Source organism: Bacillus sp. FSL K6-3458 (genome assembly GCF_038005045.1).
Classification (GTDB): Bacteria; Bacillota; Bacilli; order Bacillales; family Bacillaceae; genus Bacillus; species Bacillus altitudinis.
Genome location: NZ_JBBOSI010000001.1, coordinates 3,216,034 through 3,238,671 on the forward strand (window position 1 = coordinate 3,216,034; position 22,638 = coordinate 3,238,671).

Below are 22,638 nucleotides of genomic sequence, written 5' to 3' on the forward strand. Positions count from 1 at the left end.
AAGCTTTGAAAAAAGACCAACACAAAAAATCCAACCATCAGCTTGCGGCACAAGAGACGGATGGCGAATATGTTGAATTTTCCAAAGAACTTGCAGATCCGAATGACGTAAAAGCGATGGCACGTATGAAAGCAGCCGATCAGCGTGCCAAAAAACAATAAGTAAAAAAAACAGACCCTATTAAAAGGTCTGTTTTTATTTGATTTCAGTTAGCAGGCTTGATGCCTTCTGACGTGACTTTTCCTCAGGCACCTCTTCTGGATAACCGATGTGAAGAATCGCGGCAAAGCGTTCGTTTTCCTTTAATCCCATATCCTGTTGAAACCCTTTGTCGTATAAGATACGGCCGCTCTTCCATACCATACCGATTCCTTGATCCCAAGCCAGCAGCTGGAAGTTTTGAATGAGCGCACTCACAGCGGCAAAATCATCATTTCTCACAACTGGATTTTCGTCTTCTTTTAGAACAACAAGTAAAAGTGCTGGTACTTTAGAAAAATAATCTCTGTACTGATTAATCTTTTCTTCTTTTGCGTCTGGATTGTTGCGTTTAAAGAAGGCAATAAACCGCTCAACAAATCCCTCTTTTGCTTCATCCGTCACTGCATATAAAAAACGCCAAGGTTCCGTGATTTTATGATTGGGTGCATAGACTGCGTCCTCTAATAATGGCTGAAGCTGCTCAATGCTCACCGGCGTTTCTTTGAATTTTCGAATCGATCGTCTATATCTGACAGCGTCTCGAACCGTTAACGCTTCTGTTTGTTGTTTTGCTTCTGGCATATATGTCATCCTTTCAATCAACCTTAATTGAAATTGATTCTCATTCACATTATAAACATGATCATGTGCTGTTTGCAAATAAGACCTCACCTCTCTGCTAAAAAGTTGTTTGACTTTTTCAAGTAATGTTACAATCATATTACGTTTTAAACAAATTTTGAGAAAAAAGCCAAGATGATGAAATGATTTCAGGTATTTCCACTTTGTCTCATGCGGCTATTTTTTCAAAAAGCTTTCAACCCATGATTGGAAGGGAGGCTTCTGGATTGAATGAAAATCAATATTGGGCAAATCATCAAACTCTATCGTTATAAACAAAATATGACCCAATCGGAGTTGGCAGAAGGAATTTGTTCTGTCTCTCATTTAAGTAAAATTGAAAATGGCTCAAAAGAGGCCAATCAAGATACGATCAATCTTTTGCTTGAACGGCTTGGAATTAGTCAAGAAACGCTGTCGCAAAAGGCGCGTCATCTGTTGTCATTACTCGATGAGTTTCAGATGAACATGTATTTCTATGCGCTCGATCAAGCAGAGCAAAATGCAGAAATGATCATTCATCACGAGGAACAGTTCTTTTCGCTAGATTTAGGGATTCAGTATCATTTGTCCTTATTTCAATTTTATTTATTAACAGAAAAACAGCAGCTTGCCTTAAAAACGCACCGCGTGCTTAAGAAGTTTGAAAAAACCTTTATTGACACAGAAAAAGAAACGTTTGAATATCTAGATGGCATCCACCAGATTAAAATCGGTCAGCTCGAAGAAGGATTGAAAAGACTTGAAAGCTGCTTTTCTTACGCTTCTGTTGAACAGAGCGACCTGTATTATCACTATGCAAAAGCACTTGGAGCCATGGGGCATCTCGGTGATGCGCTTGAGGCCACACATCAAGCAATGGATTTGTATAGACAAAAAAATAATTTCAAGCGGGTCATTCATTGTACACTCATTCATGGGGTCATCTCACTGGAATTAAAGGCCTTTCAAACAGCTAAAAGATATTTAAAAGAAGTGATTTTACACACATCGCTTCACCCTGATGCTTATATTAAGATGACAGCTTATTTTTATTACGGGGTTCTCTTAAAACGCCAAGGCGATTTCTCATCCGCTGTGCCTTATTTACTAGATTCACTCAATTATTTTAATCAAGAACAGATAGAAGATCGTTACTGTGAAACGCTTTATGAAATCGCGACATTGTATGCGGAATATGATCGCAAAAAGGCGCTTCCATATATACACGAGCTGCTCAAACAGCCTCGTATTCAACCAAACTGTTTATATATGATTAAAATCTATAAATTGATGATTGAAGAGAATCCTCATGATTTGAAAACTTATTTAGTAGAAGCAGCGATTCCTTACTTTGAACACAATCAGCTCCACAATGAGTACTTGTTTGCTCTTAGAACCTTGCTTTCCTATGCGGCTTCTGAGCTTGATAAGCGTGCATATATGTCTTACACAACGAAGCTGCTTGATCACTTAGCATCATATATCCCGTATTATAAAAAAGCATGACCTTCTGCCGATCGAAGGTCATGCTTTTTCTATGATTAGATGGTCTTTTGTTGATCTGTATCGGGACGGGTGACTTGTTCGACAGAATGAATGTACCGTTTTCTCGCAAAATAATCGTAAGCATGCTGCCCAAAGCCAAGCCAAATGCTGAGTACAATGAATGGGACCGTTCCCCATAATGCAGGGATGTGACAAGCCATTCTCAGCCACGTATAAATCCCTGAGTTTTTTTGATTTTTCGCTAAGGAAATAGACACGATTCGTTTCTCTGCCTTCTCTTCACTAATTTTATTCAGTCTCAGCAGCTGTGAGTTTCTAAATGATTCAAAGTGAATTCGATTTTTCCAATCGAGTGATTTCAACAGGTCAATTGCTTTTGCACATGAAGGACTTTGTCCGTCATAAAACACAAGCAGTCTGAGTGATTTGATGGAACGCTGTTCTCTTTTCTTTGATTCAGCGAGCTTCTTTTTTTCTTGATCGAGATAGATGATTTTTTTCATAAATTGATCGCCAGCCCTTTTCCTTCATTTATTTTTTTTAGTTCGTTCAAAGGAGATTACAACTAGATTACTATAGTTGCTGGGCCTCTTGTATTGGGAAAAAGCCATCCGACGTGCGTTATATGAGCCTTTAGATAAGGGCAAAATAGCTGATTTCATGGCATATATGAGGTTTTTCAACTAAAAGTGGTTGGGAAAATCGTGATGCTTTGCGGTTTTCTGCGGTATTTGATAGAATTCTGCGGTTTTTCTACATCTTTATGCGGTGTTTTGTAGGTAAAACGCAAAAACAAGATAAAAAAAGACTACTTCCCATTGCGGCGAAGTAGTCTTTTGGTTTATATTTTTGACAAAACTTCTACTATTTCTTTCTCAATATCTTTCCATAAGTAACGATCTGTCGTATAGTGATGTGCGGCTTCTTTCGCAAACACTTTAAATGCTTCCTCAAAATCGGGTGCATCTTTATCCGGCTTTTTCTCGTCGACAAAGCGCTGAGCTTCTGCTGAGCGAGGTCCCCATTTCCCCACTTCTTTCCCTTCCTGATCAATGATGACGATAATCGGAATCGATCTTGCGGTCCCGTTCGTTAAATACTGATCCATCAGGTCTAGGTGCTCGTCCCGAATGAAATAGCGCGCATCAATCAGTGCTTCATTTGCAATACGCATGAAAATAGGTACATTGACCATCGCATCTCCGCACCAATCTGCTGTAATCACAAGCGCTCTGAGCTTTTTCTTTTGAAGTTTTTGAAGCAGCTCTTTTTCCTTTTGATGAATTGCGTACTGGTTATACACCGTGAGTAAGTTTTCACGGTTTTTCTCCATGTTGTGTACATATGTACGTTCAGCTAATCCCTTTGTAAACCATTCATTTAGTGTCATGTGAACATCCCCCTTACCCTTCAACTTTACCACTTTTGCTATTCTTTTGTCTAAAAAAACCTTCACCTAGTGAAAGGTAAAGGTTCTTTGGACTTATGGACGCCGTTTTCGATTTGGGTCCATTCCTATCAGCTTAGTGACGAGCACCATTGTGACAGGCAGTGATGTATTCTTTTTATACGCTAAATATTTTCCGCGCCATTCTGGTTTATATTTCTGTTTAAACGACCGTAAGCCGCTGAAACTATACATATATCTGACGTTATTGAAGATGACACTCGCCAAACGTTCTGTCAGAAAGGACTGATGGAACGTGCCAACATTCGATAATGGCGCCATTCCCATGTTAAAGGATGTGTAGCCTTTTTCTTTCGCCCATTGAAACAGGTGGATAAAGAGTGCATCCATCATCCCGTTCGGTGCATCATGCATATGACGCATGAGGTCGATGGATATCTCTCCTTTTTGATACATCGGCATTAAGGACACAAAAGATATGATCTGCCCTTGTTCATCCTTTAAAATCGCAATCGGTGCTTTTTGAAGGTAGTCTTCATTGAAATAGCCTAATGAAAATCCTTTTTCTTTTTTCTTGCCCAGCCAGCTGTCAGAGATTTGTTTTAAGGTTGAGATCAATTCCTCTGAAAAGGGCGGCTCCAGCATTTCAAACGTATAGCCTTCTCGTTCAAATTTATTTGCGACAGCCCGTAAGTTTGATTTTTTCTTTCCTGACAAAGAGAACGTTTCTAAATCGACCATGGCTTCTTCCCCAAGCTTAAAGAAGTGAAAACCTAGGTCATGATAAAGCGCCATTCCTTCACGTTCTACTTGATAAAAAGCGACACGATAGCCTGCTTTTTCTGTCTGCTCCAAAAATTCTTCCAGTACAAGCGGATAAGAGGCTCTACGCCCAGAAGGATCTCCAAGCACAATTACGCAACGGCCAATCCGGCCAAACTGAAGCATCGCCTCCCCATCACTTGAGAAAAACAATTTTTTGTCTCCCAAAAAACCTAGATGACTAAGAGCATTTCCTCCCTTTTCTTCGAGAAAAGTTTTTAATTTTTCTTCATCGGCTTCTTCACCGATTGGAACTGCTTTTTTATTAAAAATCAATTTGCTAATGAAAAAGAAAAGAGGAACGCCAATTAAAGCAATCATACTGGTCATCGTGATATGCCGTTCATTATGAACCAAATAGTCCTTGCTTAGGAAATGACCAATTTTCATCCAAATGAAGTTCCCAATGACATTATAGTTAAACAACACGAGTAAATATCCGGCGGCGGCGGCCACAAACTGATTCAAAGAATAAGGGGCCTGCTGCTTCACAAATTGATTTCGAAGCGAGAAAAATACCACCATGATGACCGGCAATATAAAGATCAAACTCAGGTTAAACCCTTTTAGTAAAGTAAACACAAAGCCGCCTGCTAGGGCAATCATTGTCAATAGATAAGACCGTTTCGTTCTTTTATACACTTCAATGGACAAAATCATTAAAATGATCCCGAACATTAAAGAAAGACCATTAAATCCTGATAACAAAAAGCGTGGAATGGTTGTAATCACACCTAAACGATCAACAGGAAGCACAACGGAAGCCATAATGAGCAAACCGCTTCCAAACGTTAAAATGGACAAAGATCCGTACAATAAACGGATGAGCAGAGCTCGGTGCAAAACAATTAAGACGTTTGTTGTTTCAATAGCAGGCGCCATTCTCGGATTGCCTTCAAGACGCCTGAGTGTTGTTCCAGTTAAATCGTATGCCGCTAGACAAAGTCCAAGAATAAACGGGAAAATGGAGTAAACGAAGCGGTACAATACAAGCGCTGTCAGTACCATCTCTTTATCAAACCCAATGTATTGCATACTGAGTAAAAAGATCAGATCAAACGAACCAAATCCGCCCGGAACCATACTGATTAAACCGCCGATTGACGCAATCGCAAAGACGCCTAATACAATACGGACATCAACGTTCATCCCCATAGAGACAACAGCCATGTACATGACAAGACCAGCTGCCAGCCACTCTAAAAACGATGCACCAATATAAGCATAGATCGGGTGCTTCAGTCCGTTTTCACCGCTCTCAATCGAGCTTTTTCGAATGGACGCCATGATGATGTAAATGGGCACAATACAAGCAAAAATAATGACAAATGCCCATAACCACGGCTCCTGACTAATAATACTTTCAACAGGCAGGACCCTAACTAAAATCAAATCACTGAAAATAGATAAGCCCAGCAGAACAGAGGATGTTAAAAGGGCAATGCCTTTCAACAGTTTTTTCGTATCTGTTATGTATTCCTTGTATAGAAGCGTTCTAAGCCCTGCTCCTGATAAACCACCGAAACCAAGCACACTATTAAAGGAGTTGGCGATCCAAGAAATTCGGATCGTTTTCCAGCCGCTGATAGGCATATTAAGGCTTTTTCTTAAAATAAAATCATATAAGGACATGGATAAAACAGCGACAAGTCCAAGAAAGACAAGAATAAACAAGTCCATTCGATTCAAGCTGTCAATAATATAAAACGTCTTTTTAATGGAAAGGCCGCTCAGCTCCTGCTTGGCGACAAAAATTAAGACAAGGATGATCACGATCGGAAAGAGCATTTTTAAGATCGTCATACCCGTTTTTTTGTTCCACATGTTTTTCCCAACTTTCTAAGTTGCTTCATTAATTTCAACTGACCATTATTATACAACAAATACCACTTAATTCATGCAGTTTAACATTCAAAAGCTTCATGATACTTTCAATTAGAAGTAAAAATCAGTAATATAAAGAAAAGAGCCGCTTAAAGGAAGTGAACAAGCGTGGAATATAATATTCATGACACCACCGTACTAAAAGAGGAAATCCTATCTCCTGAGGAAAAAAAGACATGGGTGCTGTATATGAAAGTACTCACTGCTGCAGGACTTGGAGATGTTTCTGAATGGATGAAGCTGGATATGAGTATGCCTCAAATGAAGGTGCTCATGCTGCTCAATAACCATGGCTCTCTTAAGGTGTCCGAAATTGCTGAAAAAATGGGGGCTTCTTTGTCCAATATGACAGGGCTGCTTGATCGGTTAGAACAATCGAACTTTGTGGAACGAAAGCATTCTGAGCGTGACCGTCGAATTATTGTCGTAGAATTGACAGAGGAAGCGAAAAATATTTTCAGAAGTATTTATCAAAAAGGGCATGAAAAAATTAAAAATTCCCTGCAACGGCTCAATGATGAAGAAAAAGAAAAAGTCAATGAAGGTCTAGCTATTTTAGAAAAAGCACTTCGTCCTGAACGTGGCTAAAAAAGGAAAAAAGACGGTCACTTGAGGTCCGTCTTTTTTAATTCTTCTTTTCCTTGTTTATCTGGGGTGAAAAGATATTGACGAATGACTTCCCGGTCATCCCACAGGAGATAACCTAAACCGATAATGAGAAAAATGATGCTGATCCACGTACCGCCTGGGAGTATATCTTCCAGCTCCTCGATCGTTCTTACTGTGCTTACATTTCCACCATAGCGAATCTCAAACAAAACGTATTTCGCTATATAAAACAATGCCGCCGTGCAGATAAACATAGCGCCGACAATTCTTCTACTAGACATGTGTTGACTCCTTTACTTCCACTGATTTCTTTTGATTAATTCCGTGATATGGGTGAGATGATGCTGTGAATGCCAGACGTACATTCCTGTTGCATCATATAAGGACACCGTTTTTTGATCGGCTGGATGGTAATACGCAGCGTTGAAATCTTCCTCTGTCATCTCGCGAAGTAATGTGACCCACCTGCGATGCAGACTGCTGATTAATGGCAGTGATAGACTGATAGGCGCCTTGCTGTCAGGAAGTGAAGCAAATGCTTCCTGATCATATGGACGTATGTGCGGTGTTTCTTCTGTTAGCGCAAGTTTAAATCGCAAGTAGGCGTTCAGATGGCTGTCCGCTACGTGGTGAATGAGCTGACGAACGGTCCATCCTCCTGGCCGATATGGGGTATCCAGCTGATCATTTGTCAATGGGACAACTGCCTCTTCATACTTTTGAGGAATGAGTGCCAGCTCATCAATCCATGCCTCCAGCTGCTTTTTCGTTTGTTGGTCCACCGGTTCATATAAGCCAATCGGATATTGTAATGATGTCATCTGCTGCCCCTCCTTAAAATCCTTCTAGAACAAATTTACCTATCATCTTCCCTTGCTCAAGTGTTTGATGTGCCTGCTTCAAATTGGCGGCATTGATGGGGCTGAGCACCTTTGTTAATGTATGTTTTAACTTCTTCTCTTCAAATAATGTACTCGCTTCTTTTAAAAGCTCGTGCTGCTTCATCATATCCGAGGTTTTGTACATCGGCCGTGTGAACATGAATTCCCATACAAATGCAGCACTTTTATTTTTGAGTAATTGAATGTCTAAATGGTGCTGATTTTCAACAATGGTACAGATCGTCCCTTGAGGTTTAATCGCTTCTGCCATCCCTTTGAAATGGCCATCTGTATCATTTAAGCATAAAATGTAATCCACTTCGCCAATCCCTTTTTCCTGAAGCTGCGCTAAGAGCGGCTGGTGATGGTCAATGATATGATCAGCCCCTAATGAGAGACACCATTCATTTGTTTCAGGTCTTGATGCAGTGGCGATCACAGTCGCCTTTGCTAATTTGGCGAGTTGAATGGCGATAGAGCCCACTCCGCCTGCTCCACCGATGATCAGCAAGGTCGAGCCTTCGGCATTCCGCTTCATATGCATTCGGTCAAATAGCGCTTCATATGCCGTAATTGTTGTAAGAGGCATGGCAGCTGCTTCGGCAAAAGAGAGATTTGCAGGCTTTTTCGCCACAATTCTCTCATCCACAAGCTGGTATTCACTATTTGAGCCTTGTCGCGTGATATCTCCTGCGTAATAGACGTGGTCACCCGGCTGAAACAACGTACACGCTTGGCCCACTTCCACCACCGTACCGCTTGCATCGTAGCCAAGAATTTTCAGTTCTTCTTCCTTCTGATTCTTCGGTGACCTCACTTTTGTATCCACTGGATTCACCGACACAGCCTCTACCTTCACCAAAATATCCCTGCCAGCTGCTTTGGGCTTTGCCACCTCCTGATCGATCAAGCTCTGTTCATGCTCAATTGGCAAATACTCAAATAATCCAACTGCTTTCACTCGCTCGCACTCCCTTTCTCCATGCTTCTTTTCCACATTTTATCATACATTTCTGATGCTGATGGATCAGTCAGCAAGCGATTGCATATTTAGGATTTCTTCAAAGCCCTTCGTTCCCTCACGATGTAAGAAGGACGAGCCTTTTGTAAAGAGAGGACATAGGTGAACCAGCCGCTCGATTTAAAAAAGTACTGAACATAATAAAACTGAATGTGCTGCAAGAAAACGACGATGAACAGAAAAATTGTGAATAATAATGTCACAATGTCTCCCTGCATCCATCCACTGATCAATACCATCACAAAACCGAGCATCATGAGCTGTTCGAGCCTCTGCATGATCTGGACAACGAGATGTCCCCGTTTGGTTAGGTCACCTGATTGACGCTTTCGAATGTTTCTTGATTTATAAAACCATACGATACTTGTCACTAAATGATGAATGATAAAAAGAGCGATCATGACCATAAGTAAAGGAGTTGATTTAAAAAGATCTTTTATAATGAATGGGATCACCAAAAAATAAAATGCGGTAAATGCGTGTCTACCTGATAAGAGAAATAGTTGTTTTTCTATGTATCGCTGCATGTGTCTCACCTCTATATGTAGTACGTCTCATTTGTCATAAGGTTCCTTCTGCCTATCAAAAAAGGATGCCCTGAAAAAGGCATCCTTCATGAATCAAGCTTAAAATGCAGCACTCAGTACGACAGGGCCTTGCGGAAGCTTGTTATCCTTTTTTGGTTCAAGGGTGACAGCCACAGTATCCCATGATTCGTTTGCTTCTTTTTCAGATAACGCATAGGTGACGGTGCCCTCCCCTTTGCTATCTGTTTTAAAGGCACCGGCCGGAACAGGCTGATCTCCTTTAATGAGCCATACTTGATAAACGGCCGATGAATCAAGCTGGCCTTTTAATCCGTCTGCACTCACTACAAGCTCTTTTTTGCCGTGATGCTCAATCACTGAAAAAGCACCCGTTGTTTTTGCCGATTCGGCAGATGCCAGTGATTTTGTCGCAACAACTTTGACAGGTTGTTCTGCTTGATCTGTTCCATTTGTTAAGAAGTACACGTTCCCAGCTGCAGAAATGAGAAGTAGTGCGGCAACGAGAGGCAAAAGCCATTGATTTTTCTTCTTCATTGGCGGTTTCGTCTCATTTGCATCACGAACTATTTTGAGATCTTGAGGCGGGTTCGATTTTGCAGCGATTGTTGTCTCTCGTATCTCTTCTGCAAATACTCTTGATAAAATGCGGTCTTTCATCCCTGCCGGAGGCGTTTCGTCCTCTGCTAGAAACGGAATATCAGACATGAGCGATGTCAGTTCTTCAAGCTCTTCTTTGCAAGCCGAGCAATGTTTGATGTGTTCTTCAAATTGCGTCTTTTCTTCTCCTTGTAAATGCCCGTTAAAGTAATCAATGACTTGATGTTTACACTGAGTCATGCCTCTTCCTCCTTTCCTCCGCGAGACAGTTTCGTTCGTAAATGCTTCAATGACAATCGAACTCTTCCCTTCACCGTTCCAATAGGGATGCCTAGTTTTTCCGCAATGCTCTTTTGTGTCATTCCTTTAAAATAGACATCTTCGATGATGGTTTGCTGTTCTTTCGACAATGTTGATACTGCTTCACGTATGATTTGTTTTTCTTCGTTCCATTCTACTTCTTTTGACACATCTTCTTGATGGTCTGCCAAGTATTCAATATGCTCATCTTCAAGAGCTGTTTCATTTCGGTGTTTCCTTAATAGATCGATTGCCGTGTTTCGTGACATCATAAATAACCATGAGGAAAATTTCCCTTTATCTGTATTGTATTCTCCTATGCCGCGCCAAAGCTTGATAAAGACTTCTTGAAGCACTTCCTCCGCCAGCTCACGGTTTCCAGTCATTTTATAAATAAACGAATATAACACACGTTCATAGCGATCGTACAATAATTCAAGCGAGGGCTTATGTCGATCATGTTTGATCTTGTGATACAGCTCAAAATCCTTCAGTGTGTCCATGGTCATCTCCTTCCTTTTTCATGAGAAAGAGCATTATGCATTCATCATGAAATCTTCACGTATGGCTCATCTCTCAAATTGCTGAGATAAGCCTCCTTTGTACTTTACTCTTTTTTCAAGGAGAAAAAAAGAGCGCTGAAAAAGGAAATGTGTTCCTCATGAGAATGTACTGACTAAACGGATGGATTGACCATTTGGATCACTCGCCTCAAGGAAAGTCAAGAATCCATGTGTTTCATTCACTGTTCAGTTGATTTTAGCAAACTCTCATTAGTCTCTCAATTTACATCAGGTAGAACGCATCCTTTCATCATGTCATAATAGAACGAAACAGGAGAACTGGAGTGTCCGAAAATGATTGTAACGATTGTTCTTTTTTTATTAGCTGGTCTGGCTGAAATAGGTGGCGGTTATCTTGTCTGGCTGTGGCTGCGTGAAGCAAAACCCGTCAGCTATGGAATCGCAGGTAGCCTCATCTTGGTCGCTTACGGCGTCATCCCTACATTCCAGCAGTTCCCGACCTTTGGGCGGGTTTATGCGGCCTATGGCGGTGTTTTTGTCGTTCTCGCTGTGTTTTGGGGCTGGTGGGTCGATCGCAAAACCCCTGATTTCTATGACTGGATGGGTGCTTTGATCTGTTTAGCTGGTGTCAGTGTGATGTTATTTGCCCCCCGCAGTTAATGGTCGGATGATGATCTCACGCTAAAAAGCCGGCAATATGCCGGCTTTTCCTCTTTTACATTCTAAACTGTGTTTCATACAAACGCCGGTACATCCCGTCCATTTCCAGCAGGTCTTCATGCCTGCCTTGCTCCTTGATGCCCTCTTTTGTTAAAACCACAATCCGGTCAGCATGCTGGATGGTCGCTAGGCGATGCGCAATAATAAACGTGGTTCGTCCTTCAGATAGTTCTTCAAGTGAGCCCTGAATAAAGGATTCTGTCTCCGTATCCAGAGAAGATGTGGCTTCATCTAAAATAAAAATTGGCGGATTTTTAAGGAAAATACGTGCAATGGAGATACGCTGTTTTTGTCCGCCAGATAACATCATTCCGCGTTCACCGATGATCGTATCAAGCCCATTTGGCAAGCTATTTACAAGATCCTTCAGTTGGGCTTTCTCCACTGCCTGCCACACTTCTTCATCAGATGCATCGAGTTTTCCGTATAAAATGTTTTCTCGAATGGTCCCATGGAATAAATAAATATCTTGCTGGACGACACCAATTTGTCTCCGCAGCGAAGGCAGTGTCATCTTTCTTGTCTCTATGCCATCAATTGTAATGGTACCCTCCTGCCATTCGTAAAAACGTGGCAGCAAACTGCAAAGCGTCGATTTCCCAGCACCAGAGGGACCTACGACCGCAATGGTCTCTCCTTGTTTCACCTCAAGATTGATGTCATGAAGAACCGGTTTGTCTGATTCATATTGAAAAGACACATGCTCAAAAACGATATCCCCTTTTAACTGATCAACTTCAATGGCATCATCCGCATCCTTTTCATCTGGCGATTGATCGATGAGTGATGCAAATCGTTTAAAGCCCGCTGCACCTTTTGGATACATTTCAATGACTGCATTGATTTGTTGAATGGGTCCTAAGAAGATGCCTGTTAATAGTACAAATGACACAAATTCCCCATACGTCATATTTTTTTGCAGCACAAACCATGCGCCGCATACAAGGCCAAACACTGTCACACTCTTAATAAGAAAATGACTGACAGCGGTATGCACAGCCATCATTTGATATGTGGTTAGCTTTGTCTTTCTAAATTGCTCGTTATGTTCAATAAATCGGTCCATTTCATGTGATTCATTTCCGAATGCTTTCACAACCCGTATGCCACTAATATTGTTTTCCACACGTGAATGGAATTGACCAATACTCGAGAACATTTTATCAAAAGCAGCAGACATTTTTTTCGTAAAGTAGACGGATAATCCGATCAAGAATGGAACGACAATAAATGTGAGAACTGCCAGCTGCCAATTAATCGACAGCATCAAGCCAAAGGCACCCGTGAGTGTCATGATCGCGATAAATAAATCCTCCGGACCATGATGCGCAATTTCACCAATATCCATTAAATCATTTGTCATACGAGACACGAGTTTTCCCGTTTTCTTTTTGTCAAAGAAGCGAAAGGACATTCTTTGTACATGAGAAAATAGCTGATTCCTCATATCCGTTTCTATATTAATGCCTAACTTGTGCCCAAAATAGGTCACGACATAATGCATCGTAGAACTGATCACGTATAAAACGAGGAGCAGAATGCCCCAAAACCAAATGGCATCCCAATCACCATTTGGCAGCAAATCGTCCATCACTTTACTGATGGCAAGGGGAAAGGATAATTCGAGTAAGGCTGCCAGTACCGCACAGGAAAAATCTAATATAAACAGCCCCATATATGGTTTGTAGTATGAGAAGAAACGCTTTAACAATTGACAGACCTCCTACCGATCAGACATTTCTGTCAATATGTCAGCAAACTCTTCCGCTTGATTGGCTACTGCAATCGGATCGTAAGGCCAGAAGAACTCTGTATCCATTTGATAGGTCTGCTCTTTTTTGACAGATTCTAGACTCTTCCAAATAGAATTGTTTTTATCAAATGTTCCGCCGTTGCTTTCATCAATGAAAATGTAATCTCCTGCATATTCAGGAAGGGTTTCATACGAAATGACTTCATACCCTGTCTTACTTTTTAAAATCGTATCTCTGACCTGTTTTGGCGGGTTTACCTGTAATTGCTGATATAATGCCTGCCCGCCTCGATAAATTCCGTTACCATATACATAGACATCATTTTTAAAAGCGCCCATGATCGAGACCGTTTCATTCTCTTTTAAAGCAGACTTCACTTTTTTCCTAGCAGCCTCGATTCGTTGATCGAAGGCGGTGAGGAATGCTTTTCCTTCCTCTTCTTTATTTAAAATTTTTGCCAGCGTCTTCAATTCTTCATGTGCATCTTTGAAAGAACCGTAAGGATACACGATGGTAGGCGCTATTTTTTTGTACACATCATAGACTTTTTCATCCTGTACTGCCGTGATAATCAGGTCAGGCTTTAAGCTAAGTGCTTTTTCAGCTGAACGCTCGTCACTGATGTCCTCTATTCCTTTTATCTTGTCCTTTAAGTGTACGTTCTTTAAATCCTGCGTGGTCGATCCAACAGGCTGAACGTCAAGTGCAATCACACTCCCTAAATATCCATCTACGAGAATTCGTTTAGGTTCAGCTGGAATCTCTATCTTTCCTTTCACTGTTTCAACCGTTTTCGTTTCTTGCTTTGATTCTGCTGTTTTGGCTTGTTCTTTATTGCCACAAGCCGTCAATATCATTAGAAGAATGACAGCACATATCCAATACGTCTTTTTCATCTCCATATTCCTCCTTCATTTTCGCCACTACAAATGAGAATAGTTATCAATTACTAGTCTCATGTATTCTATCAACCTCACCTGTCGTGGTCTATGGAGGATTCTCGCAACTTATATATGGACAATTGTTGGATAGGCTGAGTGTGTCAATTGAGAGACAAACCGGTCTATCAAAAGAAGTGCACGCTCTCCTTCATCAAATCGAAACTCCTCCAGTTTTACTGGATAAAAGGTACCATTTTTCACAGCCGATAATTGACGAAGAACATCACTTTCTTCCATTCGCTTGTCCATTTGCTTATACCACCCATATTGGTCAGAGACAATAAAAAACATATGATCCGCCTCGTATTCTCCAAGTCTCTCTAAAGGAATGACTGTATGTTGATTAGGAAGAAGAACTTCTTCTAAAATGGCTTTTGGAGGTTTTAAGCCAAGCGTTTCGTAAAGATAGAAGGCCCCTCTTGCCTCATAGGACCACATATACACTTTGTCATGTCCTCTCATTTCATAGATTGCAACGGTCTCGCCTTTTTCTCTAAAGGAAGACAGGGTGTTTCTTGCCTGTTGACTATGCTGTTCAAATCGCTTCACCCAATCGTTTGCCTCATTTTCTCTTCCTAAAAGGCGTCCTATAGACAGTACCTCTGGTACAGCATGATGACCGACGTATGGCAGAACAAGAACTGGTGCGATTTGCTCCAACCGCTTGATCAATGCAGGTTTTGAATAATAATAGTTAGGGACGATGATGACATCTAATTGAAGTGATTTAAAGACGTCATCAGGCGTATGTTCATTTATGACGAGCGAACCGGCCAGTTGTTCTTTCAATATATCTGAATGGAGATAGGTTTCTTCGTCAATACAAACAGGCTCAATGCCTATTGCAACCAATGACCCGACAAATTGAAAAGCAGCAATACGCTCTGGTCTTCGGTTCATTCGAAACTGACTGGGCGTTCTCCCTGTTTTTTGACGGAACTTCCTGCTGAAATATAAACTGTCTGCATACCCGACTTGCCGTGCTATGATTTGAATTTGATCGTCTGTTTGCAGAAGACGTTTTTTGGCTTCGTCTATTCGAATTTGTGCAATGTATTCTGTCACACTCATTCCCATACTTTGTTTGAAAAAGGTAGAAAAGTAACTCTCATGAAACCCCATCTTATGAGCTAAGTCTTTTCTTGTTAGTTTTTGATCATAATGCTCAGCCATATACTGCAAGATCATGTTAATCGAATAATGCACTTTTTCGTTGTATGGCTTGGATTGTTTGCGGAAAATGAACATGATTTCTTCCAGCCATTTCGCCTGTTCTTGTATGATTTGGCTCGTCTGTATTTGTTTGATGTAAGAAAAAAGAACGGCAGAGCCTTTCACCACTTCCCCGTTATCAGGGAGATTATCGTGATTCACCTTATAGACCAATTCATTTTGTGCATCTTGTGCCAGAGTGAATTGGTCAAATGTGACAGTATAGATCACCACTTGCTCGCTGGATAAAGATTGAACCATGACATCTATTCCTGAGCGGATTAACACACTGTCTTTGGCGTTTAGCTCATATCGAATTCCTTCCATGTCAAGTCTCACCGCACCGTCCGTAGTCAAGAACATCAGTGAAGATGTTTGCCATGAGTCTGTTTGTTTCACAGAAAGAGATCGTTTACTGCTTTCTTTCATGCGAAGAATTGTATGAGTATAGGCGGTCATTTCCTCTTTCTCCTTCCATATAAAAAAGTGCTAAAATAAACCATTTTAGCACTTCAATGTCTGACTGAATGGTGATTATCGCGCTCCAGCCGTTTGTAATTCTTTGTTTTTCTCTTTAAAGCGTTCATTATGTGAAGACACGTACGCTACTTTTTCTGCTTCTGGTTCGATGTATAGCTTTGCGCTATTGAGTGCATTGACTCCATCAACAAACGTACCGGCAATTAAACGCACTTTACTTTTATGTGTGCATAAGTCGCCAACTGCATAGACGCCAGGTAAATTGGTTTCCATCTTTTCATTGACCTCGATGAGTCCCCACTCACCTTGCTTGAGTCCCCATTCTGATAGAACGCTTAAATCGCCTTTCATGCCATGGTTGACGATGACAGCATCGGTTTCGATTCGTTCGATGTCGCCTGTTTCTAAGTGCTGAATGGTGACGGCTTCAATTTTGTCACCTTGACCATGAAGCTCTGTGAGTTCATGCGGTGTGAGAATGCGAGCACTAGATGCTTTCATGTTGGCGACGTTTTTTTCATGTCCGCCAAACATATCACGACGATGCACAACGGTCACACTTTCAGCAATTGGAACGAGGGCATTTGCCCAATCAACAGCTGAATCTCCGCCTCCAGAGATGACCACCCGCTTCCCTGCAAACGTCTTTAGCTCCTGTACGGTGTAATAAAGATTTGTTACTTCATAACGGTCTGCATGCTCGATTTCAAGTTTTCGCTGAACTGGTATTCCGTGACCCATGGCTAAGATGAGGGTCTTTGTCAAATGACGATCACCATTTTCAGCCGTCAGCAGGATATGACCATTCTCATCCCGCTCGAATTGCGTGATTTTTTGATTCAACGCAATCTCTGGTTCAAATGTTTTCGCCTGCGTTTCTAGCTGCTGAATCAGCTGTTCACCTCTTGTTGGTGGCAAACCACCCACATCCCATATGACTTTTTCAGGATAGAGGAGGATTTTTCCGCCAAGGCTTTCGTTATACTCCAGTACCTTCGTCTTTAAATCCCGCATCCCACTATAAAAGGCAGTGTACATTCCTGCTGGACCGCCGCCAATAATGGTGACGTCAAACAATTCAAGCTGATCTGTCATTTGAGTCCCTCCGTTTTTTCATTGAATGATCTATTTATCGTTGATATTGATTCTCATTATCATATGTATCTATTGTAGTCTACTCTAGCGAAGGGAATCAATAGCTTTCTGCAAAAAAAGAACAGGACGAGCGCTTTCTCGTCCTGTCATCCATCACACAATCGTTAATCCAAGGTCCTTTAATTCCAGCGAAACAAGTCTTGCAATCGCATCTGCTCCTTCTTTTGTAAAGTGCGTGCGATCCTCTATGCCTGTTGACAGCATAAAGTAAGAAGTCGTTTTCTCTATGCCGGAAATTTGATAAAACTGAAGGCTTGCCGTATTTAAATCTACAAGAAGGACTTCTTCTTCATCAGCTAGTTCTTTCATCGCGGCACAGTAATCAGGGAAATCATTGATATATTCTCCGTCTTTTTCATGAAAGCGGCCGACTGGCGTTAATAAAAGCGGTGTAGCTCCTTTCGCTCTTGCTCCGTGAATATATTGAGACAAATAGCTTTTATACGTTGTGAAAGGATCTGTATGCCGTTCGGGCTTCTCCGTTGAAGCATCATTGTGCCCCATTTGTGTAAACAGCCAGTCCCCAGGCTGAATGTCAGCCAATATTTTATCAAGCCGTCCTTCTTCAATGAATGTTTTTGAGCTTCTTCCACCGATTGCGCGGTTGTCGACGCTCACACCCTGCGCTGTGTAGCGATGTAAAAACTCTCCCCATCCTCCTTGAACAGGACGATCTGGGTAAGATGAAACGGTTGAATCACCAGCTAAATAGATGGTTGTCATGTTCATACGCCCCCTTTTTCATATAGCCACTCTAATAAGCGATGCGGACATCCAAGTGGCTGCTGAAAAGATATGAAACAATCAGCATCGCTACTTCATTCATTCTCTTTTGAATGATCAAAACCCTGCTTACCGGTAGATGTGAATACGTTAAATATGCGGCGGAAGTTCTACTTTTGTCTCAACGGCTTGCTTTAACGCCTGAAGCATATAGCCAATTCCTTTATATGGAGCCAGCGGATAAATCGCTGGCTGATGAGGAAGTAATAACGGATCGATCACCTTTCGATATTTCTTTCCACCTAGTATCACTAATTCATCATATGCAGTGAGATGTTTTTCATGAAATTGCTGACTTAGTGCTTCTCTTGTTATCTGATCAGTATGCGGTGTACCAAAAGCCACATCATAATTTTCATGAATAATATCATCTGCCTTTAAGAATCCATGCTTCGCTGAAATGATTAGGTAGTCTGAAAAGAACGTTCGGGCATAGCTTTTCGTACGCTGATGCAGCGGACTTAAATAAACGAGGTTCGCCGGCTGGCTCCCTGCCTCTGGATGGACGTCCCATATTTTCTTCGCCCCACATGGAATGATACAAACTCGCTTCACTTGATTTTCTCCTTCCTTCGTTGATACATCCGATACAACATACAACCTAGCGCTGTGCCAAGTGTATTTAAGAGAATATCATCAATATCGCTGCTTCTTGTAATCATACCAGATTGCGAGAATATCCATTGAAGCACTTCAATTATTGTTGACAAGAAAAAGCCAGCAAGAATTGCCTTTTGCAAGCGCAAGGTTCGGAATGCTTGATAAAGAAAAAAACCAAGTGGCACAAATAACAAAATGTTCCCTGCCAAATTTAAAAAAACAAGATTGGGATAGCCATGATGATAGGCATGGAGATTTTGATAAATGGACTGCAAAGGCATGAGGTTGACACTCACCTGATCCCTTGGTGCGGAAAAACGATTAGGAAAGACCGTCAAATATAATAAAACATTTGTATACATAAACAGACAGGCAAGAACGATTTCAGTTCGTAAATAGATAAATCGTTTTTGTTTTTTCGCCTGTCTGTATCTCATATGTAAATAGAGCGGGACGAGCAAGAGAAAATAAGTCATGGAAAACATCGCACTGAATGTCATACAGAGAGCTGCCCCTTTCTCACATCATGCTTGACCATATTTACAGCTTATTCAGGCCTGCCCGCATCTATTCATCACTTATTCTCCTATTCAATGACGAGAAACCCATATTGACAAATCGTCATTTTTCCGCTAAAATGACTGATATTCAGTCATTTTAAGGTCGGTGATCCTGTGTCAAAACGAGAAAAAATTATGCTTGCTGCCATTGACGCGTTTAAAGAAAAAGGAATCGAAAAGACGACCATTTCGGATATTGTGAAAGCAGCAGGAGTAGCGCAAGGAACGTTTTATTTATATTTTCCTTCAAAGCTTTCCGTCATGCCTGCCATCGCTGAACATCTGATTGCACAGATGGTACCTGCCATTGAAAAGGAACTCACTCAGCATGCAGATGTCCTCGATCAAGCAGATGCGCTTGTTGAATTCATTTTCGCTTTTACAAGGCAATACCGTGATGTCCTTGCCCTGACCTACTCAGGCTTAGCTGCCACCGAGCATCTAAAGGAATGGGAAGATATTTATGAGCCGATTTACAAATGGGTCGCTGCTTTTTTAGAAAAAGCTAAGCGGGACAAAAGAGTACGTGCGAACTTGAACTGTCAATATGCTGCGAAATTCATTATCGGTTTACTTGAATCGTCTGCTGAGCAAATGTACTTATTTACAGAAACAGATACAGAAGAGGTTCTGATTCAAAAGCAAGAGGTCAAGCAATTCCTTCTTTACGCACTCGGCATAGAGACACCTTAACTTAGTACAGCACTTGCTGTACGCTCTTTTTTGGCTTCAAAATGACGAATCGTCAGTTTTCAGTTTTAGGAGGAAATACAATGAAAAAAAGCTGGATGTATGTTGCACTCACATGTTTATTTGAATTACTTTGGGTGTTTGGTTTAAATAGAGCTGATGCTGTGTGGGAGTGGGCGATCATTATCTGCCTGATCCCGGTTGATTTTTATTTTTTAATGAAAGCTTGCGAGAAGCTGCCGACTGGGACTGTGTACGCCGTGTTTGCCGGAGTTGGAACGATTGGTACGTCTTTGATGGATTATGCGCTGTTCGGCGGTTCATTTTCATTAGAAAAGCTTTTATTTATGGGCATTTTAATTCTCGGAATTATTGGACTGAAAGTGTCTGATGGAGATGCACATGAGCAGAAAGGAGAAGCGGTATAAATGGGCTGGTTTTTTGTACTGTTGGCCTCTGCCTGCGAAATTGGCGGAACCATTGGTCTCAATATGTTCAGTAAGAAAAAGCAACTCACGACAGGCATTTTATTTGTCGGCGGATTTGCCTTATCCTTTTTGTTTTTGTACGCCTCGTTCTCTTCCGTTCAAGTCTCCGTTGCCTATACGGTTTGGATTGGACTTGGAACAGCGGGTTCTGTCTTGTTTAATATGATTCTATTTAAAGAGCCGAAAAACATGATTCGTATCCTCAGCTTGCTGCTGATTGTGATTGGTGTGGTTGGGCTGAAGTTGTTTGCGTAATAGAAAAAGCAATGGAATAGATTGTCCATTGCTTTTTAAGTTAATTTTTATACTTTTCTTGGTACGCTTTAAATTGTTCTTCGTATTTTTTCAACTTTTCCCCATCGACTTTTGAATTTAATTTCGGTTTCCGCTTTCCAATTACCATTACATCTTTATCTACAATAGGACTTGATAAAAAGATGTATGGTGCAAAACGATCACACTTCGTATTTGGAAGGGTTACGGATAATCTAGCGTATTCTTCTGTCGGGAATTGGTTTGAAATGTCAAGTTCCTTGAGTCCCTCTAATGCCGATATTGGTTCTAAAGACTCGTCCTTCACTTTTATATTTGATAAGCACAGATATTTTAAATTCTTAAGGTATCTTAAAGGTTGTAGAGTATTTAAATTTAATGTATTCCAAATCCCGCCTGACAATTGCAACCATTCTAAACCAGTGTTTTTTTGCAAAGGGGCTATGTCATTCAACTTTGAAAAATCTGTTAAGTATAAAGATTTTAAAAAAGTGTTTTTTGATAGATCCCATAAACTTTGTGCCTTTGTATTCCATTCAAGTGCCAATACCTCAACATCTTGAAGAGAACTGATGATTGATAAATCTTCTACTCTCAGTTCACGCATATAGAGCATTTTGGGATTAACTAAGCTCAAGATCGTATTGAATTCCTTTTGGCTCACTTTGTAAATCCACAATTTCGTGAGGTTAGAAAAAGAGTTCAACCTTTCAATATTTTTTGTTTTTCCTGTGATTAACAACTCGGTGGCATTTTCATCTACATCGGCTAAATCATGAACAACTTCTGGTTGGGCATCATGACGAAAAATATAATCAGGGTCTTCTTTGAGCATTCTTTTACCTCCACACCTACGAATGATGGATATCTAAATGAATTTTATCAGAAGTTTGGAGTCAAAATATTATTCTTTCCGATTTATAAAATCTTTATCATCTAAAATATGGAGCAACAACATATCAACGATTTTCACTATACTCCATATATTCTGCACAGGTCTTGACGATAGCTCGTACTCTTTCATATAAACAAATAAAAGAACTCCAATTCATATACGAATTAGAGTCCTCATTATATGACTAATACAATTTTCCCACGTTAAAACCGTACCCGTTAATTAAAGACCTTCCTTTTTTATTTCTTATTTAATGTGGATCATGCTGCTCTAGCAAGAGATCCATTGCGTAAATCGATTCGCCTTTTTCATCCAATAAAAAGTACACAATCAAAGGCTCTCCAAAGGACTCTGTCTGCTGCGTGAACAAAACACAGGTGAATTTTTCAATACCTATCGGAATCTTTCTTCTTAATAAAGGATGAAGAATAGGCGAAGTCCGAATTGTATCTATATCCACATCCCAACGTTCGTTTTTTAAAGTGGGATAATGCTCTACTAACAGTTGGTGTAACATGTCGGTCGTGAACGCTGCTTTTCCAGCATACCCATCATCTATTATGTTGGTGTTATACATCCGACGGTTGCTTATCCTTTGAAGCATTGATTCGTATTCCTTTTAAGACAAATCGTTTCTGGCCATCAAGAGTACAAGTGATCAATGTCAGTTCATTTTTCCCGCGATCCTTTAGTACATCAACATCCGTCGGTTCAATCGTAGCTGAGCTGACAATTTTGTATTCGTATGTTTCTGCTTGATGATGTAAGACGACTTTTTCTCCTTTAGGCACCTCTGGCAGCTGCCGGAAAAGCCGGTCGCCTCTATACCCTCTATGGCCTGCAATCGTGAAATTTCCTTCACCTGGCATTTGATGAGATTTGATTTGAGTCAGTGCAATCCCTAAATTTTCTTTTGTTGTAACAGGAAGCACTTTTTCGTTTAAATCAATTGACGGGATCTCAAGCTCCATCGTATCTCGCAGGTCTTCTTCTGACACTGTTAAATGTGGAATAGAAGAAAGGGCATCACTGTCATTTTCTTCAATCATTTTCAATGCCTGTTCCATGGCTGCTGTCTCCTGAGAAGTTCGCCACTCATATAGAAAAGGAACGGAGATGAGCATTAGTCCCGCGACCACCAAAAAGCTGCCTAATAAGGTTCTTTTTTTCATCAATACACTCG

The 22,638-nt window shown here is 40.9% G+C and carries 27 protein-coding genes; 7 read left to right on the top strand and 20 right to left on the bottom strand.

Annotation, left to right across the window (positions count from 1 at the left end):
- The first annotated feature begins 5 nt into the window (after window positions 1–5).
- Window positions 6–161, top strand: coding sequence for a YfhD family protein (locus MHH23_RS17005; RefSeq protein WP_008341997.1), 156 nt, complete (start codon window positions 6–8; stop codon window positions 159–161).
- 34 nt (window positions 162–195) lie between these two features.
- Here MHH23_RS17005 and MHH23_RS17010 read toward each other — a convergent pair whose 3' ends face one another.
- A complete protein-coding gene (locus MHH23_RS17010) occupies window positions 196–783 on the bottom strand; it encodes a nitroreductase family protein (RefSeq protein WP_236551962.1) in 588 nt (195 codons plus the stop codon).
- A 270-nt stretch (window positions 784–1,053) separates the two neighbouring features.
- Between MHH23_RS17010 and MHH23_RS17015 the strand changes: the two genes are divergently transcribed.
- A complete protein-coding gene (locus tag MHH23_RS17015) occupies window positions 1,054–2,310 on the top strand; it encodes a transcriptional regulator (RefSeq protein WP_008341668.1) in 1,257 nt (418 codons plus the stop codon).
- Between the two features lie 35 nt (window positions 2,311–2,345).
- On the opposite strand, the gene MHH23_RS17020 is transcribed toward MHH23_RS17015, so the two are convergent.
- The 3 genes from MHH23_RS17020 to mprF all read right to left on the bottom strand — a co-directional run bounded on the left by MHH23_RS17020 (window position 2,346) and on the right by mprF (window position 6,364).
- Complete coding sequence (locus MHH23_RS17020) at window positions 2,346–2,813, bottom strand: thiol-disulfide oxidoreductase DCC family protein (RefSeq protein ID WP_024720282.1); 468 nt, start codon at window positions 2,811–2,813, stop codon at window positions 2,346–2,348.
- A 338-nt stretch (window positions 2,814–3,151) separates the two neighbouring features.
- Window positions 3,152–3,700 (bottom strand): thioredoxin family protein, encoded by a 549-nt coding sequence (locus MHH23_RS17025; RefSeq protein ID WP_340959895.1) that lies wholly within the window; start codon window positions 3,698–3,700, stop codon window positions 3,152–3,154.
- A gap of 93 nt (window positions 3,701–3,793) precedes the next feature.
- Entirely contained in the window at window positions 3,794–6,364 is a 2,571-nt protein-coding gene (gene mprF, locus MHH23_RS17030; protein WP_135010420.1) for a bifunctional lysylphosphatidylglycerol flippase/synthetase MprF, read from the bottom strand.
- Window positions 6,365–6,532: 168 nt separating this feature from the next.
- On the opposite strand from mprF, the gene MHH23_RS17035 reads away from it, so the two are divergent.
- Entirely contained in the window at window positions 6,533–7,012 is a 480-nt protein-coding gene (locus MHH23_RS17035; protein WP_008341672.1) for a MarR family transcriptional regulator, read from the top strand.
- Window positions 7,013–7,029: 17 nt separating this feature from the next.
- Here MHH23_RS17035 and MHH23_RS17040 read toward each other — a convergent pair whose 3' ends face one another.
- The 6 genes from MHH23_RS17040 to MHH23_RS17065 all read right to left on the bottom strand — a co-directional run bounded on the left by MHH23_RS17040 (window position 7,030) and on the right by MHH23_RS17065 (window position 10,883).
- The gene (locus MHH23_RS17040) at window positions 7,030–7,314 is read right to left on the bottom strand and encodes a hypothetical protein (RefSeq protein WP_024720280.1); all 285 of its coding nucleotides are present in this window, start codon (window positions 7,312–7,314) and stop codon (window positions 7,030–7,032) included.
- A gap of 12 nt (window positions 7,315–7,326) precedes the next feature.
- On the bottom strand, window positions 7,327–7,854 hold the full coding sequence (locus MHH23_RS17045; protein ID WP_340959898.1) for a YfiT family bacillithiol transferase: 528 nt from the start codon (window positions 7,852–7,854) through the stop codon (window positions 7,327–7,329).
- A 13-nt stretch (window positions 7,855–7,867) separates the two neighbouring features.
- Window positions 7,868–8,875, bottom strand: a complete 1,008-nt coding sequence (locus MHH23_RS17050; RefSeq protein ID WP_340959900.1) for a zinc-binding alcohol dehydrogenase family protein — start codon at window positions 8,873–8,875, stop codon at window positions 7,868–7,870.
- An 89-nt stretch (window positions 8,876–8,964) separates the two neighbouring features.
- On the bottom strand, window positions 8,965–9,462 hold the full coding sequence (locus tag MHH23_RS17055; RefSeq protein ID WP_024720278.1) for a hypothetical protein: 498 nt from the start codon (window positions 9,460–9,462) through the stop codon (window positions 8,965–8,967).
- Between the two features lie 99 nt (window positions 9,463–9,561).
- On the bottom strand, window positions 9,562–10,320 hold the full coding sequence (locus MHH23_RS17060) for an anti-sigma factor (RefSeq protein WP_340959901.1): 759 nt from the start codon (window positions 10,318–10,320) through the stop codon (window positions 9,562–9,564).
- The gene (locus MHH23_RS17065) at window positions 10,317–10,883 is read right to left on the bottom strand and encodes an RNA polymerase sigma factor (protein ID WP_017358828.1); all 567 of its coding nucleotides are present in this window, start codon (window positions 10,881–10,883) and stop codon (window positions 10,317–10,319) included. Before MHH23_RS17065 ends, MHH23_RS17060 begins: the two co-directional genes overlap by 4 nt.
- A 354-nt stretch (window positions 10,884–11,237) precedes the next feature.
- On the opposite strand from MHH23_RS17065, the gene MHH23_RS17070 reads away from it, so the two are divergent.
- Complete coding sequence (locus tag MHH23_RS17070; protein WP_017358827.1) at window positions 11,238–11,564, top strand: YnfA family protein; 327 nt, start codon at window positions 11,238–11,240, stop codon at window positions 11,562–11,564.
- 55 nt (window positions 11,565–11,619) lie between these two features.
- Here MHH23_RS17070 and MHH23_RS17075 read toward each other — a convergent pair whose 3' ends face one another.
- From MHH23_RS17075 to MHH23_RS17105, 7 genes are all read right to left on the bottom strand, one after another.
- Window positions 11,620–13,335 (bottom strand): ABC transporter ATP-binding protein, encoded by a 1,716-nt coding sequence (locus MHH23_RS17075; protein WP_041090731.1) that lies wholly within the window; start codon window positions 13,333–13,335, stop codon window positions 11,620–11,622.
- A gap of 12 nt (window positions 13,336–13,347) precedes the next feature.
- A complete protein-coding gene (locus MHH23_RS17080) occupies window positions 13,348–14,274 on the bottom strand; it encodes an ABC transporter substrate-binding protein (RefSeq protein WP_340959902.1) in 927 nt (308 codons plus the stop codon).
- Between the two features lie 111 nt (window positions 14,275–14,385).
- Window positions 14,386–15,990, bottom strand: a complete 1,605-nt coding sequence (locus MHH23_RS17085) for an AraC family transcriptional regulator (RefSeq protein WP_340959903.1) — start codon at window positions 15,988–15,990, stop codon at window positions 14,386–14,388.
- A 75-nt stretch (window positions 15,991–16,065) separates the two neighbouring features.
- The gene (locus MHH23_RS17090) at window positions 16,066–17,106 is read right to left on the bottom strand and encodes an NAD(P)/FAD-dependent oxidoreductase (protein WP_024720272.1); all 1,041 of its coding nucleotides are present in this window, start codon (window positions 17,104–17,106) and stop codon (window positions 16,066–16,068) included.
- 153 nt (window positions 17,107–17,259) lie between these two features.
- Window positions 17,260–17,889 (bottom strand): rhamnogalacturonan acetylesterase, encoded by a 630-nt coding sequence (locus MHH23_RS17095; RefSeq protein ID WP_039167979.1) that lies wholly within the window; start codon window positions 17,887–17,889, stop codon window positions 17,260–17,262.
- A 150-nt stretch (window positions 17,890–18,039) separates the two neighbouring features.
- A complete protein-coding gene (locus tag MHH23_RS17100) occupies window positions 18,040–18,504 on the bottom strand; it encodes a DUF6884 domain-containing protein (protein ID WP_340959905.1) in 465 nt (154 codons plus the stop codon).
- Window positions 18,501–19,049 carry a VanZ family protein gene (locus tag MHH23_RS17105; RefSeq protein ID WP_256689105.1) on the bottom strand — a complete coding sequence of 183 codons (549 nt, stop codon included), beginning with the start codon at window positions 19,047–19,049 and terminating at the stop codon, window positions 18,501–18,503. The genes MHH23_RS17100 and MHH23_RS17105 overlap by 4 nt, the downstream gene beginning before the upstream one ends.
- A gap of 174 nt (window positions 19,050–19,223) precedes the next feature.
- Between MHH23_RS17105 and MHH23_RS17110 the strand changes: the two genes are divergently transcribed.
- The 3 genes from MHH23_RS17110 (at window position 19,224) to MHH23_RS17120 (ending at window position 20,542) form a co-directional block, all read left to right on the top strand.
- Window positions 19,224–19,802 (top strand): TetR family transcriptional regulator, encoded by a 579-nt coding sequence (locus MHH23_RS17110; RefSeq protein ID WP_340959906.1) that lies wholly within the window; start codon window positions 19,224–19,226, stop codon window positions 19,800–19,802.
- 80 nt (window positions 19,803–19,882) lie between these two features.
- A complete protein-coding gene (locus tag MHH23_RS17115) occupies window positions 19,883–20,227 on the top strand; it encodes a DMT family transporter (RefSeq protein WP_003217798.1) in 345 nt (114 codons plus the stop codon).
- On the top strand, window positions 20,228–20,542 hold the full coding sequence (locus MHH23_RS17120; protein ID WP_007496650.1) for a DMT family transporter: 315 nt from the start codon (window positions 20,228–20,230) through the stop codon (window positions 20,540–20,542).
- A gap of 40 nt (window positions 20,543–20,582) precedes the next feature.
- On the opposite strand, the gene MHH23_RS17125 is transcribed toward MHH23_RS17120, so the two are convergent.
- From MHH23_RS17125 to MHH23_RS17135, 3 genes are all read right to left on the bottom strand, one after another.
- On the bottom strand, window positions 20,583–21,395 hold the full coding sequence (locus tag MHH23_RS17125; RefSeq protein WP_340959907.1) for a leucine-rich repeat domain-containing protein: 813 nt from the start codon (window positions 21,393–21,395) through the stop codon (window positions 20,583–20,585).
- 310 nt (window positions 21,396–21,705) lie between these two features.
- Window positions 21,706–22,032 carry a hypothetical protein gene (locus MHH23_RS17130; RefSeq protein ID WP_024720266.1) on the bottom strand — a complete coding sequence of 109 codons (327 nt, stop codon included), beginning with the start codon at window positions 22,030–22,032 and terminating at the stop codon, window positions 21,706–21,708.
- Window positions 22,025–22,627 (bottom strand): class D sortase, encoded by a 603-nt coding sequence (locus MHH23_RS17135; protein ID WP_041506702.1) that lies wholly within the window; start codon window positions 22,625–22,627, stop codon window positions 22,025–22,027. The genes MHH23_RS17130 and MHH23_RS17135 overlap by 8 nt, the downstream gene beginning before the upstream one ends.
- Window positions 22,628–22,638 lie beyond the last annotated feature (11 nt).

Bases quoted from the DNA above. Each gene is read 5' to 3' on its own strand.
- MHH23_RS17010 (WP_236551962.1), bottom strand. From the start codon at position 783: ATGCCAGAAGCAAAACAACAAACAGAAGCGTTAACGGTTCGAGACGCT.
- MHH23_RS17015 (WP_008341668.1), top strand. From the start codon at position 1,054: ATGAAAATCAATATTGGGCAAATCATCAAACTCTATCGTTATAAACAA.
- MHH23_RS17020 (WP_024720282.1), bottom strand. From the start codon at position 2,813: ATGAAAAAAATCATCTATCTCGATCAAGAAAAAAAGAAGCTCGCTGAA.
- MHH23_RS17025 (WP_340959895.1), bottom strand. From the start codon at position 3,700: ATGACACTAAATGAATGGTTTACAAAGGGATTAGCTGAACGTACATAT.
- mprF (WP_135010420.1), bottom strand. From the start codon at position 6,364: ATGTGGAACAAAAAAACGGGTATGACGATCTTAAAAATGCTCTTTCCG.
- MHH23_RS17040 (WP_024720280.1), bottom strand. From the start codon at position 7,314: ATGTCTAGTAGAAGAATTGTCGGCGCTATGTTTATCTGCACGGCGGCA.
- MHH23_RS17045 (WP_340959898.1), bottom strand. From the start codon at position 7,854: ATGACATCATTACAATATCCGATTGGCTTATATGAACCGGTGGACCAA.
- MHH23_RS17055 (WP_024720278.1), bottom strand. From the start codon at position 9,462: ATGCAGCGATACATAGAAAAACAACTATTTCTCTTATCAGGTAGACAC.
- MHH23_RS17060 (WP_340959901.1), bottom strand. From the start codon at position 10,320: ATGACTCAGTGTAAACATCAAGTCATTGATTACTTTAACGGGCATTTA.
- MHH23_RS17065 (WP_017358828.1), bottom strand. From the start codon at position 10,883: ATGGACACACTGAAGGATTTTGAGCTGTATCACAAGATCAAACATGAT.
- MHH23_RS17070 (WP_017358827.1), top strand. From the start codon at position 11,238: ATGATTGTAACGATTGTTCTTTTTTTATTAGCTGGTCTGGCTGAAATA.
- MHH23_RS17080 (WP_340959902.1), bottom strand. From the start codon at position 14,274: ATGAAAAAGACGTATTGGATATGTGCTGTCATTCTTCTAATGATATTG.
- MHH23_RS17085 (WP_340959903.1), bottom strand. From the start codon at position 15,990: ATGACCGCCTATACTCATACAATTCTTCGCATGAAAGAAAGCAGTAAA.
- MHH23_RS17090 (WP_024720272.1), bottom strand. From the start codon at position 17,106: ATGACAGATCAGCTTGAATTGTTTGACGTCACCATTATTGGCGGCGGT.
- MHH23_RS17095 (WP_039167979.1), bottom strand. From the start codon at position 17,889: ATGACAACCATCTATTTAGCTGGTGATTCAACCGTTTCATCTTACCCA.
- MHH23_RS17105 (WP_256689105.1), bottom strand. From the start codon at position 19,049: ATGACATTCAGTGCGATGTTTTCCATGACTTATTTTCTCTTGCTCGTC.
- MHH23_RS17115 (WP_003217798.1), top strand. From the start codon at position 19,883: ATGAAAAAAAGCTGGATGTATGTTGCACTCACATGTTTATTTGAATTA.
- MHH23_RS17120 (WP_007496650.1), top strand. From the start codon at position 20,228: ATGGGCTGGTTTTTTGTACTGTTGGCCTCTGCCTGCGAAATTGGCGGA.
- MHH23_RS17125 (WP_340959907.1), bottom strand. From the start codon at position 21,395: ATGCTCAAAGAAGACCCTGATTATATTTTTCGTCATGATGCCCAACCA.
- MHH23_RS17130 (WP_024720266.1), bottom strand. From the start codon at position 22,032: ATGTATAACACCAACATAATAGATGATGGGTATGCTGGAAAAGCAGCG.
- MHH23_RS17135 (WP_041506702.1), bottom strand. From the start codon at position 22,627: ATGAAAAAAAGAACCTTATTAGGCAGCTTTTTGGTGGTCGCGGGACTA.